General features: G+C 33.5%; 13 protein-coding genes. 8 read left to right on the plus strand and 5 right to left on the minus strand.

Annotation, left to right across the window (positions count from 1 at the left end; genetic code table 11):
• Positions 1-18: 18 nt before the first annotated feature.
• From C8D80_RS08900 to C8D80_RS08915, 4 genes are all read right to left on the minus strand, one after another.
• Positions 19-2043 (minus strand): M3 family metallopeptidase, encoded by a 2025-nt coding sequence (locus C8D80_RS08900; protein WP_133609532.1) that lies wholly within the window; start codon positions 2041-2043, stop codon positions 19-21.
• Between the two features lie 164 nt (positions 2044-2207).
• On the minus strand, positions 2208-2690 hold the full coding sequence (gene purE, locus C8D80_RS08905; RefSeq protein ID WP_133609534.1) for a 5-(carboxyamino)imidazole ribonucleotide mutase: 483 nt from the start codon (positions 2688-2690) through the stop codon (positions 2208-2210).
• A gap of 5 nt (positions 2691-2695) precedes the next feature.
• Positions 2696-3859, minus strand: a complete 1164-nt coding sequence (locus tag C8D80_RS08910) for a 5-(carboxyamino)imidazole ribonucleotide synthase (RefSeq protein ID WP_133609536.1) — start codon at positions 3857-3859, stop codon at positions 2696-2698.
• Between the two features lie 70 nt (positions 3860-3929).
• Entirely contained in the window at positions 3930-4466 is a 537-nt protein-coding gene (locus tag C8D80_RS08915) for a hypothetical protein (RefSeq protein WP_133609538.1), read from the minus strand.
• Positions 4467-4574: 108 nt separating this feature from the next.
• Between C8D80_RS08915 and hpt the strand changes: the two genes are divergently transcribed.
• The 7 genes from hpt to C8D80_RS08950 all read left to right on the plus strand — a co-directional run bounded on the left by hpt (position 4575) and on the right by C8D80_RS08950 (position 12838).
• Positions 4575-5105 carry a hypoxanthine phosphoribosyltransferase gene (gene hpt / locus C8D80_RS08920; protein ID WP_133609540.1) on the plus strand — a complete coding sequence of 177 codons (531 nt, stop codon included), beginning with the start codon at positions 4575-4577 and terminating at the stop codon, positions 5103-5105.
• Between the two features lie 30 nt (positions 5106-5135).
• Entirely contained in the window at positions 5136-5708 is a 573-nt protein-coding gene (locus C8D80_RS08925; RefSeq protein WP_133609542.1) for an adenylate kinase, read from the plus strand.
• Positions 5709-5879: 171 nt separating this feature from the next.
• Entirely contained in the window at positions 5880-7103 is a 1224-nt protein-coding gene (locus C8D80_RS08930; protein ID WP_242004808.1) for a hemolysin family protein, read from the plus strand.
• 100 nt (positions 7104-7203) lie between these two features.
• Positions 7204-8214, plus strand: coding sequence for a GTPase ObgE (obgE, locus tag C8D80_RS08935; protein WP_133609546.1), 1011 nt, complete (start codon positions 7204-7206; stop codon positions 8212-8214).
• Between the two features lie 180 nt (positions 8215-8394).
• A complete protein-coding gene (locus C8D80_RS08940) occupies positions 8395-10542 on the plus strand; it encodes a S46 family peptidase (protein WP_133609548.1) in 2148 nt (715 codons plus the stop codon).
• 207 nt (positions 10543-10749) lie between these two features.
• Complete coding sequence (locus tag C8D80_RS08945; RefSeq protein ID WP_249038410.1) at positions 10750-11412, plus strand: tetratricopeptide repeat protein; 663 nt, start codon at positions 10750-10752, stop codon at positions 11410-11412.
• A gap of 70 nt (positions 11413-11482) precedes the next feature.
• The gene (locus tag C8D80_RS08950) at positions 11483-12838 is read left to right on the plus strand and encodes a UDP-N-acetylmuramate--L-alanine ligase (RefSeq protein WP_133609552.1); all 1356 of its coding nucleotides are present in this window, start codon (positions 11483-11485) and stop codon (positions 12836-12838) included.
• Between the two features lie 64 nt (positions 12839-12902).
• Here the strand turns inward: C8D80_RS08950 and C8D80_RS08955 are convergent, their stop codons facing one another.
• Positions 12903-13544 (minus strand): DUF1287 domain-containing protein, encoded by a 642-nt coding sequence (locus tag C8D80_RS08955; protein WP_133609554.1) that lies wholly within the window; start codon positions 13542-13544, stop codon positions 12903-12905.
• 105 nt (positions 13545-13649) lie between these two features.
• On the opposite strand from C8D80_RS08955, the gene radC reads away from it, so the two are divergent.
• Entirely contained in the window at positions 13650-14333 is a 684-nt protein-coding gene (radC, locus tag C8D80_RS08960) for a RadC family protein (protein WP_133609556.1), read from the plus strand.
• Positions 14334-14381 lie beyond the last annotated feature (48 nt).

The raw sequence follows: 14381 nt of genomic DNA on the forward strand, positions 1-14381 counted from the left end.
ATCTAAAATTCTGATAATTTAAATCAACCCTGCTCTCTTCAATAAAGCCTCTACTTTCGGCTCCTGTCCTCTGAATTTTTTATACAATTCCATTGGTAATTCGGTTCCGCCTTTTGAAAGAACGTTGTCTTTGAATTTAGTCGCTACTTCTTTATTGAAAATGCCTTTTTCTTGGAAATACGCAAAAGCATCAGCGTCTAAAACTTCCGCCCATTTGTAGCTGTAATATCCTGAAGAATAACCGCCTTGAAAAATATGTGAAAACGATGTACTCATACAATTTTCTGCTACATCTGGATACAAACTTGTGCCTTCCATCGCTTGTTTTTCAAAAGCTTTTACATCATCAATAGTTTGCGATTTTCCATGATACGTCATGTCTAAAATTCCGAAACTTAATTGGCGTAATGTTGCCATTCCTTCTAGGAAACTCGCACTTTCTTTGATTTTTTCCACATAGTCTTGCGGAATAATTTCACCTGTTTCGTAATGTTTGGCGAATAATGCCAATGCTTCGGGTTCGTAACACCAGTTTTCCATCACTTGACTTGGTAATTCCACAAAATCCCAATAAACCGAAGTTCCAGATAAACTTGGATAAGTTGTATTCGCTAACATGCCATGCAACGCGTGTCCAAACTCATGAAACAATGTTGTTACTTCGTTAAAAGTTAATAACGATGGTTTTGTTTCTGTCGGCGGTGTGAAATTACACACTATAGAAACATGTGGTCTTTCGTTGATTCCGTCATTTATATATTGTGGTTTGTAAGAAGTCATCCAAGCGCCATTTCGTTTTCCTTTTCTCGGAAAGAAGTCCGAATAAAAAACAGCTACTAATTGTCCTTCGAAATCTAAAACTTCAAAAGTTTGAACGTCTTCGTGGTATTTATCAATATCAAAAACTTCTTTGAAGGTAATTCCGAATAACTTTTCAGCGATAGTGAAAGCTCCGTTTAATACATTTTCCAATTGGAAATAGGGTTTCAACAACTCATCATCCAAACTGAATAATTTTTGTTTCAATTTTTCCGAATAATAAGCACCATCCCATTTTTCTAATTGGTCAATTCCGTCTAATTCTTTTGCGAAAGCGGTTAATTCAGTAAATTCTTTTTGAGCCGCTGGTTTTGCTTTTTCTAACAAATCATTCAAAAACGATTGTACTTTTTCTGGATTTTGAGCCATTCGTTCTTCCAAAACAAAATGCGAATGCGATTGGTAGCCTAATAAATTAGCGCGTTTGTGACGTAATTCCACAATGCGTTTTACATTTTCTTTATTGTCGAATTCATTATCCTGAAAAGATTTTTTTCCAGCAGCAATAGCGATTTCTTTTCGTAATTCACGATTTTCAACATAAGTTACGAAAGGTAAATAACTTGGGAAGTCTAAAGTGAAAACCCAACCTTCCAAGTTTTTCGATTTTGCCAAACTTGCCGCCATTTCTTTAGCGCCATCAGGTAAACCTTTTAAATCAGCTTCATTGGTTATATGTAATTGATAGTTATTGGTTTCAGCCAAAACATTTTCACCGAAAGTCAGTTTGATTTTGGCTAATTCGGTATCGATTTCGCGTAGTTTTAATTTGTCTTCTTCATTCAATAAAGCTCCATTTCGAGAAAAACCTTTGAATTTTTTGTCTAATAAAGTTGCTTGTTCGGTAGTTAATGTCAAAGTGTCTTTTTGATCATAAACCGCTTTTACTCGTTTAAATAAATCTTCATTCAAAGCAATATCGTTACTAAATGCAGTAATCAATGGAGAAACTTCTTGTGCGATTTTTTGCATTTCATCACAAGTTTCAGCTGAATTCAAATTGAAGAAAATATTGGACAATCTATCCAATTGTTCGCCAGAATAATCCAAAGCTTCAATTGTATTAGAAAAATTAGGTATTTCTGTGTTATTTACTATGCTATCGATTTCAGTACGAGCGAGTTCGATGGTTTTTCCGAAAGCTTCTTTATAATCTGAAAGATTAATCTTACTAAATGGTGCTGAATTGTGTTTTGTTGTAAATTTTTTTAAAAAAAGTTCCATAAAAATTTGTTTTTATCGATAAAGTGTATAATTTTGTCGACGAAATGATGTACGAACATCCTTTTTGCCCCAAACAGAGAGAGAGTAGAATTTTTTTATAGTTGTCACTTAATTGTGAGTAGAAACCCCGAATTAGCAATAATTCGGGGTTTTCTATTTTAGTTTTATTTTAAGCCTTCCGAAGCTTTTAAAACTGCTTGTTTTAATCCTTCTTTGTAGGCGATGATTTTATCTAACACGCATTTATCATAACTTCCGATAATTTGTGCGGCTAAGATTCCAGCATTTTTTGCGCCATTTAATGCAACAGTTGCTACAGGAACTCCACCTGGCATTTGCAAAATCGATAAAACCGAATCCCATCCATCAATAGAATTGCTCGATTTTACAGGAACTCCAATTACAGGAAGTGGCGACATAGAAGCAACCATTCCAGGTAAATGAGCCGCACCACCAGCACCAGCAATAATTACTGAGATACCTCTTTCGTGTGCGTTTTTACTGAAATCAAATAATTTTTCAGGTGTTCTGTGTGCTGAAACAATATCAACTTCGGTTTCGATATCAAATCCTTTTAATATGTCGATGGCTTCTTGCATTACCGGCATATCCGAAATACTTCCCATTATTATTGCTACTTTACTCATAAGTTTTATTCAATTGTTGTACTAATTACTCTAATACTATTTTTCACTTCCTCTGCAATTTTTCTTGCTTCCGTCATGTTTTCATTTACAATCGTAACGTGTCCCATTTTTCGGAAAGGTCTTGTTTCTCTTTTTCCGTAAATGTGTGGTGTTACGCCATCAATTGCCATGATTTTCTCTATGTTTTCGTAAACTACTTGTCCAGAAAAACCTTCTTCACCAACCAAATTTACCATAATTCCGGCAACTTTGCTATCGGTGTTTCCTAAAGGTAAGTTTAAAATCGCACGTAAATGGTTTTCGAATTGCGAAGTATAACTCGCTTCAATCGAATAATGTCCAGAATTATGTGGACGAGGAGCGACTTCGTTTACCAAAATTTCATCGTCCGAAGTTTGGAACATTTCCACAGCTAATAATCCAACATGATTGAAAGCTTCTGAAACTTTTAAAGCAACTTCTGTAGCTTTTTGTGCTACTTTTTCATCAATTCGAGCAGGACAAATTACATATTCTACTTGATTGGCTTCAGGATGAAATTCCATTTCTACTACGGGATAGGTTTTTACTTCTCCAGAAACAGAACGCGCTACAATTACCGCTAATTCATTTTTGAACGGAACCATTTCTTCTGCAATACATTCTACATCAGGTAATTTTACCAAGTCTAATGCTGAGCGACAAATTTTAACGCCATTTCCGTCGTAACCAAATTGCGCACATTTCCAAACGAATGGAAATTCTAATTCATCTTTTTCTAATGCAGTTCTCAAATCGTTCAAATCAACAAATCGTTGGTGAGGCGAAGTGGGAATATCGTTTGAAACGTAATAATCTTTTTGTTTTCCTTTGTTTTGAATCAAACGTAAGGTTTTTGGCGAAGGGTAAATCGGTAATCCTTCTGCTTCCAATTGATCTAAAGCGTCTAGATTTACATTCTCAATTTCGATAGTTAACAAATCGACCATTTTGCCAAATTGGTAAACGGTATCAAAATCCATTAAACTGCCTTTGTAAAATCCGTTGCAACTGTATCGTGCTGGAGCTTCTTCGCTTGGTTCTAAAACTAAAGTTTGAATATCAAATTTTCGAGTTTCGGTCAAAAGCATTTTTCCTAATTGACCTCCTCCTAAAATTCCTAATTTAAAATCAGAAGAAAAATAATTCATTTTGTAGTGTTGTTGTTTGCGCAAAGATACTCAGACAATTGATAATTAACAATTGATAATTAACAATTTGTTACTTGTTGAGTTTTTTCAAAAGATTTCGAGTTGCTGCTTGATAAGCCGCGGAATGATTCGAATAATCTTGAGAAATAATCGTTTTTAATTCTTCGTGAACCCAATCGTATTTCTTTCCCAAGACAAAAAGGGCTTTCATAGCATACACTTTTGCTGCTACTTTTTCGTCTTGAATCAATCGGTCAATTAAGGCTTCAATTAAATTGTGTTCTTGTTGTTGTGTGAGAGAAATTCCGTTTTTTCTGTGATTACTTTTGGTGAGAAAAAAGGCAATTTTAGTCGCTGGTCGTAATGCAGAATCATCTTTTATTTTTGGAAGAACGCTACAAAAATCTTCAATATAAGGAACAAATTGTTTCAGTTTCTTTTCGCAAACCAAATCCAAACTCCAAAAGGCTTTTATATGTAATTCATCTTTTGTGTCAAAAGCAAGTTGTATCATTTCTTTTAGATGATTTTCATCTTTCATAGCAAAATTACTAACCATTTTTCGGCTGGCAACATGGCAAGTGCTTTCTTCGATTTTCTGATACATTTGACTTTTCATTCGGTAAATATATCAAATTTGCAAAAAAGTTGAAATACTTTGTAGCTATTCATTTGACTTTCTTAAATTTGTTGTTTATTTCTAAATCTAACCAAAGTGATACAACTACACGATAAGAAATTTGAAGTTTTTATTTCGGGAGAGGAAATTAACTTCGCCATTGAAAACATGGCAAAACAAATTGAAGACGATTTTTGCGATGACGTCCCTGTTTTTATTGGAGTTTTGAATGGCGCTTTCATGGTCGTGGCTGATTTATTGAAAAAATACAGTCACAATTGCGAAGTTTCATTTGTAAAAATGGCATCGTATGAAGGAACACAAACCACAAACGAAGTAAAAGAACTAATTGGTTTGAACCAAAGTTTAGAAGGTCGTTCTGTAATTATTGTGGAAGATATTGTAGATACTGGAAATACGATTGAGGAATTAAAAGCTATTATGAAACAACACAATGTGAAACATTTCAAAATTGCTACTTTATTCTTAAAACCAGAAGCCTATACAAAAGACATTAAATTAGATTATGTAGGTATTCGAATTCCAAATAAATTTATAGTAGGATATGGTTTAGACTACGATGGTTTAGGAAGAAATTTAAAAGACATTTATCAATTATCAGAATAACTAACTATTACAACTTAACATAACAAAACAATGATCAATATCGTATTATTTGGTAAACCAGGAGCAGGAAAAGGAACACAAGCCGATTTTTTAAAGCACAAATACAATTTAGTTCATTTATCTACAGGAGATATTTTTAGATTCAATATCAAAAATGACACTGAATTAGGAAGATTAGCTAAAACTTTTATGGATAAAGGTGATTTGGTTCCAGATGAAGTAACTATTAAAATGTTGCAAAGTGAAGTAGACAAAAATCCACAAGCAGCAGGTTTTTTATTTGATGGTTTTCCAAGAACAATTGCTCAAGCTGAAGCTTTAGATAAGTTTTTAGAAGGTAAAAATCAAGAAATCACAGCTACTGTTGCATTAGAAGCGAATGATGAAATCTTAGTGCAACGTTTGTTAGAAAGAGGAAAAACTTCAGGTAGACCAGATGATCAAGACGAAGAAAAAATCAGAAATCGTTACCAAGAATACAACGAAAAAACCGCGCCACTAATGGATTATTACAAAGCGCAACACAAATTTCACGCAGTTGATGGTATTGGATCTATTGAAGAAGTTACCGAAAGATTGAGTTTAGTTTTAGACACATTTTAATAATAAAATAAGGCCCGAGAGATAAATTTCGGGCTTTCGATTTTTTTTTCGATATTTGCACACAGAAAAGGAGCTATTTCCGTAATTTGGGATTTTAGCTCTTTTTTTATAATTTTAACTATGGAAATTTTAATCATTCTCTTTCTGATTCTTTTAAACGGTGTTTTTTCAATGTCGGAAATCGCATTGATTTCAGCACGTAAAAACCGTTTAGAAACAGCAGCAAAAAAAGGGAACAAAAATGCTAAAGCAGCCTTAGATTTAGCTAATTCACCAAATGAATTCTTATCAACAGTTCAAATCGGAATTACCTTAATCGGAATTTTAACGGGTATTTATTCGGGTGATAAAATCACTACTGATGTTCAGAATTTTGTAGCCACTTTTGAAGCACTAAAACCATATGCAAATTCTGTTGCGGTAGGAATTGTTGTTGTGGTATTAACCTTTTTCTCTCTAGTTTTAGGAGAATTGTTGCCAAAAAGAATCGGCTTGAATTATCCTGAAGGAATTGCTAAAGCAGTTGCCGTTCCAATGAAATTGGTTTCAACGATAACAATGCCTTTTATATGGTTATTGACTACTTCGACTGAGTTTTTATTGAAAATGCTTCAAATAAAACCAACCGCTGATGGTAAAGTTACCGAAGAAGAAATTAAAGCTATTATTAAAGAAGGAACAGAAGTAGGGGAAGTTCAAGAAATTGAACAAGATATTGTGGAACGTGTTTTTCATATTGGAGATAGAAAAGTAAATTCGTTAATGACTCACCGAAATTCAATTGTGTATTTGTCTTATGAAGACACAATTGAAGAAATTAAAGCGAAAGTTTTAGATGAATTGCATTCGGTTTATCCCGTTTGTGCGGATAATTTAGATGATGTGGAAGGAATCGTTTTATTAAAAGATTTGTTTTCTAATTTCGAGAAAGGAAATTTCGATTTAAAAGCGATTACCAGAGAACCGGTTTATTTTATTGAACATACTTCGGCATACAAAGCATTGGAAAATTTTAAACTTTCAAAAGTACATTATGCTTTGGTTACCGATGAGCACGGTGTTTTCCAGGGAATTATTACATTAAACGATATTTTAGAAGCGTTAGTAGGAGATGCGGCTGATTTCTATGAAGACGAATTTAAAATTGTGGCAAGAGAAGATGGTTCGTGGTTAGTTGATGGACATTATTCGTTACACGATTTCTTAACTTATTTCGATATGGATGAGTTAACAGGTGATTATGAAGTAACAACAGTTAGTGGATTAATCATAACAGAATTAGGGATAATCCCAAAACAAGGACAAAAGTTAATTTGGAACAAATTAGAGTTCGAAGTTATTGATATGGACGGTGTTAAAATTGATAAAGTTTTAATTACCAATTTAAAAGAATAAAAGAAAAGATGACAGAAGATTTGATATTAAGAGGAGAATGTCCAGTGGACATTCGGTTTAATAGTAGTCTTTGTCAAAAATAATTTAAAGAAAAAAAAGAATGACTGAAGGTAACTTTGTAGACTACGTAAAAATATATGTTTCTTCCGGAAAGGGAGGAAAAGGGTCGTCGCATTTACACAGAGAAAAATTTATTGAAAAAGGTGGACCTGATGGTGGTGATGGTGGTCGCGGTGGACACGTATATATAAAAGGAAATAAAAATCTTTGGACTTTATTTCATTTGAAATTTCTGAAACACATGCGTGCTGGTCACGGAGGTGATGGAGGAAGTTCAAGAAGTACTGGACATGATGGTGAAGATAAATACATTGAAGTTCCATTAGGAACGGTTGTAAAAGACCAAGAAACAGGAGATGTTTTGTTTGAAATTACAGAACACGATGAGGTTCGAATTTTAGCAGAAGGAGGAAAAGGTGGTTTAGGAAACTGGCATTTTAGAAGTTCAACCAATCAAACACCTCGTTACGCGCAGCCTGGGATGCCTGTAAAAGAAGTTGATGTAACTTTAGAATTAAAAGTATTAGCAGATGTAGGTTTAGTAGGTTTTCCAAACGCAGGAAAATCAACTTTACTTTCTGTTTTAACTTCGGCTAAGCCAAAAATTGCTGATTATCCGTTTACGACTTTAAAACCTAATTTAGGAATTGTGGCTTACAGAGATTTTCAATCGTTTGTAATGGCTGATATTCCGGGAATTATTGAAGGTGCAGCGGAAGGAAAAGGATTAGGTCATTATTTCTTGCGTCATATTGAGCGTAATTCAACTTTGTTATTTTTAGTTCCTGCAGATGCAGATGATATTAAGAAAGAATACGAAATTCTGTTAGATGAGTTACGTCGTTATAATCCAGAAATGTTGGACAAAGATCGTTTGATTGTGATTTCAAAATGCGATATGTTAGACGATGAATTAAAAGCAGAATTGAAAAAACAATTGGACAAAGAATTTAAAGGAACACCTTATATGTTTATTTCTTCTGTTGCGCAACAAGGTTTACAAGAGTTGAAAGACAAATTGTGGCAAATGTTAAATGTAGAAGAAAAATAAAAGAGTATAAAAAGTAAGAAAAAGCATCTTCAATTTGGAGATGCTTTTTTGTTTTTAATCTAGTTTTTATAATAAAAAGTTAAAATTGCTTCAATCTAATCTGATTTTGAAGTGATAATTTTATCAAAATCGTATTTTTAAGTATATTCGCCACACAAATCAAAAGAACACAGATTTATTATGAAAAAATTATTATTATTTGTCGTTTCTGCAATAATGCTTGTGCCAGCTTCGGTAAAGGCAGATGAGGGAATGTGGTTTTTAATGTTCATTGAGCGTTTAAATCACCGCGACATGCAAAAAATGGGCTTGCAATTAACAGCCGAAGAAATTTACAGTATCAACAACCACAGTTTAAAAGATGCAATTGTGCAATTTAACGGTGGATGTACTGCTGAAATGATTTCAAAAGACGGATTAGTTTTAACCAATCACCACTGTGGATATGATGCTATTGCAGAATTATCATCAGCAGAAAAAAATTATTTAAAAAATGGGTATTGGGCAAAAAACAGAGCAGATGAATTAAAACCTTCAAGTTTATATGTACGTTTCTTTGTTCGTATGGACGATTGTACAAAAAGAATTTTATCTGTTGTAAATCCTACAATGAGCGAAGCTGATAGAGAAAAAGCTATCAATGCTGAAATCGCTAAAATTGAAAAAGAAAATAATGAAGGTGGAAAATATACGGTTTCTGTTCGTCCATTTTTTCAAGGAAATGAATATTACTATTTCGTTTACCAAGATTACAAAGATGTTCGTTTAGTAGGAACTCCACCAGAAAGTTTAGGAAAATTTGGTGGTGATACTGATAACTGGGAATGGCCACGTCATACTGCAGATTTCTCTATGTTTAGAGTGTATGCTGATGCAAACGGTAATCCAGCTGAATATTCTACAAACAATGTTCCTTTAAAACCAAAACATTATTTACCAGTAAATATTGGTGGTGTTAAAGAAAATGACTTCGCTATGATTTTAGGTTATCCAGGTAGAACTAACCGTTGGATGCCAGCAGGTGGAATTGAGCAAAACGTAAAATTTGCTTATCCAGCTTGGGTTGAAGGTTCAAAAACAGGAATGGACAATATGAAAAAATATATGGTTCAGTCGGATGCTTTAAACCTTATTTATGCTTCAAAATTTGCAGGAGTAGCTAACTACTGGAAAAACCGTCAAGGAATGATTGATGCGTTATCAAAATTTGGTACAGCTAAAACAAAAGCAGCTCAAGAAGCTAAATTCCACAAATGGGCTAACCAACCAGCTAATAAAGCTAAATATGGTAATGTAGTTCCTACAATTAATAAGTTTTATGCAATGACGAATGAAAAATCGCGTCATGATAACTACATGATGCAATTATTCAGAACATCAGCTTTTGGAACAGTTAGCAGAGGTTTAGGAAGACAATTAGAAAACTATGCTAAAGCAGATGCTACAAAAAGAGCACAAATGGCGCCAGCTATTTTAGAAATGGCTCAAGGAATGCATAGTGAATTACATATTCCAGCAGAAAAAGATATTTTAGCTGCTCAATTAAATTTATATGCTAAAAAAGCTGGTTATACTTTAGCTCCAATGGTTGAAAAACTAGCTAAAGAAAACAATGGCGATTTTACAAAATATGTAAACGCAGCATTTGATTTAAGTATTTTTACTTCAGTTGATAGAGTAAAAGCTTTCTTAGATTTACCATCTGAAGAATTACTTAAAAATGATCCACTTTTCGTTTTAACGAATGATATGTTAAATCACTACAGCTTTAGAAGTGAAGAATTAATCAAATCTCAAAATGATTTTGGTGCATCTTTCCGTTTATTAGTTGAAGGTTTAAGAGAATCTAAAATTGGAGAAATCAAATATCCGGATGCAAATTCAACTTTACGTTTAACTTATGGAAAAGTTCGTTCTTTACCAGCTGACAAACGTAATGATGCTTCAATCAACAACTACACAACATTAGCAGGTCAAGTTAAAAAATACAAAAAAGGTGATTTAGAATTTGATTTACCTACAAGAGTATTAGAAATGAACGCTAAAAAAGAATTTGGTCGTTATGCTGATAAAGACGGTTCTTTACACGTTAATTTCTTAACTGATAACGATATTACAGGAGGAAATTCAGGTTCACCAGTATTAAATGGAAAAGGCGAGTTAATCGGTTTAGCATTCGACGGAAACATCGAAGCTATGGCAGGTGACGTAATCTTTGATAAAAAATTACAAAGAACAATCAACGTTGATATTCGTTATGTGTTATGGGTAATTGAGAATTTCTCAGGAGCTAAACACATTGTTGACGAAATGACAATTGTGAAGTAATTTTCAAATACAGTAAAATTAAAAACGGCTTGAGAAATCAAGTCGTTTTTTTATGTGAAATATCCAAAATCATTTCACTATTTTTGAAAAATGAAATCGCCACTAAAAAAGTTTGCGCAAGCAAATACAAATAATAAAAGGCGATACCATATGTTACCTATGAAAATGTTATTAAAACATATGAAAATTATCCAAATCTTTTTTCTAATGCTTTCATTTTCAGTCTTTTCACAATCAACGTTTGAAAAGGCCGAGAAATTGTATGCGCAAAAAAAATACAACGAAGCAGAAAAACTATTTTCCGAACATTTAAAAGCGCAACCGAATCATATAAAAACCATTGAATATCTTGGTGATATTGCCGGACATCAAAAAGATTGGGATACTGGGATAACCAACTATAAAAAATTAAAAGTTAGTTATCCAAAAAACGCTAATTATTGGTATAAATATGGTGGCGCATTGGGAATGAAAGCTAAAGAATCCAATAAATTCAAAGCTTTAGGAATGATTGATGAAGTAGAAGAATCATTTTTAACCGCTGCAAAATTAGATGTAAAACACGTTGAATCGCGTTGGGCATTAGTCATGTTATACATCGAATTACCTGCAATGATTGGTGGAAGTGAAAAAAAAGCACAAAAATATGCCGATGAATTAATGATGCTTTCAAAAGTGGATGGTTACTTGTCAAAAGGATATATTGATGTGTATTTTAAACGTTATGTAAAAGCAGAAAATCACTATAAAAAAGCACACGAAATTGGGAATTCAAAAACTACTTTCGAAAAATTATATGACTTATATTTGAACAAGTTGAAAGACAAAACAAAAGCAAACAAGTTAAAAAGAGAATTTGAAAACAAATAGTGTAACTGTTAATTTGTTGAATCGTTTAATCGATTCAACAAATTAACAGTTTAACAATTCAACATAAAAAATGAGAACACATTTCATAGCAATCGGCGGGGCAGCCATGCACAATTTAGCATTAGCCTTACATAACAAAGGATATAATGTAACAGGTAGTGATGACGCTATTTTCGAACCTTCAAAATCGCGTTTGGAGAAAAAAGGTTTGTTGCCAGCCGAAGAAGGTTGGTTTCCTGAAAAAATCACAACCGATATCGAAGCGATCATTTTAGGAATGCACGCCAAAGCCGACAATCCAGAATTGTTAAAAGCACAGGAATTAGGCTTAAAAATATATTCGTATCCAGAATTTTTATACGAACAATCGAAAAATAAAACCCGAGTAGTTATTGGTGGTTCGCACGGAAAAACCACAATTACTTCGATGATTTTACACGTAATGCATTATCACAATATTGAAGTGGATTATATGGTGGGAGCCCAATTAGAAGGTTTCGATACGATGGTGCATTTAACCGAAGACAATGATTTTATTGTGTTAGAAGGTGATGAATATTTGACTTCTCCAATCGATTTGCGACCAAAATTCCATTTGTACCAACCGAATATTGCATTGTTGTCTGGAATTGCTTGGGATCATATCAATGTGTTTCCAACATTTGATAATTATGTAGAACAATTTAGAATTTTCGCTAACCAAATCACGCGTGGTGGAATTTTAGTCTATAACGAAGAAGACGAAGCCGTAAAAGCAGTAGCCGAAGGAACCGAAAATCCAATCCGAAAAATTGCCTACCAAACACCAAGTTACACAGTAGAAAACGGAACCACGTTGTTAGATACGCCAGAAGGTCCAATGCCAATTGAAGTTTTCGGCGCACACAATCTAAGCAATTTAGCTGGTGCCAAATGGATTTGTCAGTGTATGGGTGTTGACGAAGCCGAATTTTACGAAGCTATCGCTAGTTTCAAAGGCGCTTCAAAACGATTAGAAAAAATTGCCGAAAGTGCTAATAAAGTCGCTTATAAAGATTTTGCGCATTCGCCAAGTAAAGTTTCTGCCACTACAAAAGCCGTAAAAACACAATATCCCGATAGAAAATTAATCGCTTGTTTAGAATTGCATACGTACAGCAGTTTAAATGCCGAATTCTTAAAAGAATACCAAGGCGCTTTAGACGTAGCGGATGTTGCTGTAGTTTTCTATTCACCCGATGCAGTAAAAATTAAACGTTTGGAGGAAGTTACTTATGATCAAATCGCACAATCGTTCCAAAGAGAAGATTTAATTATTTATACCAATCCAGCCGAATTTAAAGACTTTTTATTTAGTCAAAATTTAGATAATTCTGCTTTACTATTAATGAGTTCAGGAAATTATGGTGGTTTAAATTTTGATGAGGTGAAAGATTTAATCAATTAGTTAATATGCCAATTGGTCAATGTGTCAATTTTACTAGAGATTTAATTGGCACATTGAAAATTGTCTAATTACCATATTTATAATGCCCCACAATTTTCCAACTCAATAAACAATCTTCTAAAACTTGACCGCTTCCAACGTTGTGAACAATCATAGGGTTTCCATTTTCTGATTTTATATGTGTTACAATTCCAATGTGTGGCAATTTATCGCCAATCATCCAAGTGACTAAATCACCAGTTTTGTAATCTTTTGGATTTTGTGTAATGGATAAAGTTTTTCCTTTTCGAGCAAAGAAAATTTCTAAATTAGGAACTCTTCTATGGTCGATGTTTTTATCTGTAGTTTTTAAACCCCATTTTTCTAAATTCGGATACAAAGAAAAGTTTGCTTTCATATCTTCATGTACTTCTTTCTGCAAATCAATTCCTAGTTTTCGATAGGCACGAATCACAACATCCGTACAAACTCCCGTTTTTGTAGGAACATCACCATTTGGATATTTTATCCCAACATAATCAGGTGTGTAAACTACTTCAGGGTCAATAATCGAAATCGCTGCATTGGATAGTTTTTCATAGAAATCGGTTGGGTTTTCTATGAGATGATTTGTTGGTTTTGATTCCGGTATGTTTTCAGCACTAGTTTCAGGTTTTTTACATCCAAAAGAAAAACATATTAAAAGAAGAGGAAGAATTAGCTTCATGTTTTATTAATTGTTGTTGATTTAAACGCAATTTTTAAGCCATTTATTTTGAGGTGTTTAAAAAATTAATTTACTTTGTTTTTATAAACGCCAAAATAAATTTTTATGTACACGCCAATCAATCAATGGGCTGAAGATGATCGCCCACGTGAAAAATTTCTTCTTAAAGGTAAATCTACTTTATCTGATTCTGAATTACTTGCTATTTTAATTGGTTCCGGTTCTCGTAATGAGAGCGCGGTACAATTGTGCCAACGCATTTTAGCTTCTTCCGAAAACAATCTGAATGCGTTAGGAAAAATGTCGGTGTCCCAACTCATGCAATTCAAAGGAATTGGTGAAGCTAAAGCTATTTCTATTGCTGCAGCATTAGAATTAGGAAGAAGACGCAGGGCCGAAGACGCTATTGAACTCAAAAAAATCACTTCCAGCAAAGCAGTTTTCGATATCATGCAACCCATTATTGGCGAATTGCCTCACGAAGAATTTTGGGTATTGTATCTCAATAATTCCAATAAAGTCATCTACAAAGCCCAACTCTCAAAAGGCGGAATCACAGGTACAGTCGTGGATATTCGCATAATTTTCAAAATAGCTTTCGAACAAAACGCAACTGGTTTAATTCTTTCTCATAATCATCCATCAGGAAAATTAATGGCAAGCGAAGCTGATTTAAAGATTACCAAAAGAATAAAAGAAGCAGGCCAAACTTTAGAAATCCAGGTTTTAGATCATCTTATTATTACTGAAAATGGTTATTTGAGTTTTCAGGATGAAGGAATTTTCTAAAATTTAAATTTCAGAATTATGGAAATTTTAAGATTTGGTAGTTTTTTA

It is taken from the genome of Flavobacterium cheniae, from assembly GCF_004363695.1.
Lineage (GTDB): Bacteria > Bacteroidota > Bacteroidia > Flavobacteriales > Flavobacteriaceae > Flavobacterium > Flavobacterium cheniae.

Bases quoted from the DNA above. Each gene is read 5' to 3' on its own strand.
- C8D80_RS08945 (WP_249038410.1), top strand. From the start codon at position 10,750: ATGCTTTCATTTTCAGTCTTTTCACAATCAACGTTTGAAAAGGCCGAG.
- purE (WP_133609534.1), bottom strand. From the start codon at position 2,690: ATGAGTAAAGTAGCAATAATAATGGGAAGTATTTCGGATATGCCGGTA.
- C8D80_RS08930 (WP_242004808.1), top strand. From the start codon at position 5,880: ATGTCGGAAATCGCATTGATTTCAGCACGTAAAAACCGTTTAGAAACA.
- C8D80_RS08950 (WP_133609552.1), top strand. From the start codon at position 11,483: ATGAGAACACATTTCATAGCAATCGGCGGGGCAGCCATGCACAATTTA.
- C8D80_RS08925 (WP_133609542.1), top strand. From the start codon at position 5,136: ATGATCAATATCGTATTATTTGGTAAACCAGGAGCAGGAAAAGGAACA.
- radC (WP_133609556.1), top strand. From the start codon at position 13,650: ATGTACACGCCAATCAATCAATGGGCTGAAGATGATCGCCCACGTGAA.
- C8D80_RS08910 (WP_133609536.1), bottom strand. From the start codon at position 3,859: ATGAATTATTTTTCTTCTGATTTTAAATTAGGAATTTTAGGAGGAGGT.
- C8D80_RS08955 (WP_133609554.1), bottom strand. From the start codon at position 13,544: ATGAAGCTAATTCTTCCTCTTCTTTTAATATGTTTTTCTTTTGGATGT.
- C8D80_RS08900 (WP_133609532.1), bottom strand. From the start codon at position 2,043: ATGGAACTTTTTTTAAAAAAATTTACAACAAAACACAATTCAGCACCA.
- obgE (WP_133609546.1), top strand. From the start codon at position 7,204: ATGACTGAAGGTAACTTTGTAGACTACGTAAAAATATATGTTTCTTCC.
- C8D80_RS08940 (WP_133609548.1), top strand. From the start codon at position 8,395: ATGAAAAAATTATTATTATTTGTCGTTTCTGCAATAATGCTTGTGCCA.
- C8D80_RS08915 (WP_133609538.1), bottom strand. From the start codon at position 4,466: ATGTATCAGAAAATCGAAGAAAGCACTTGCCATGTTGCCAGCCGAAAA.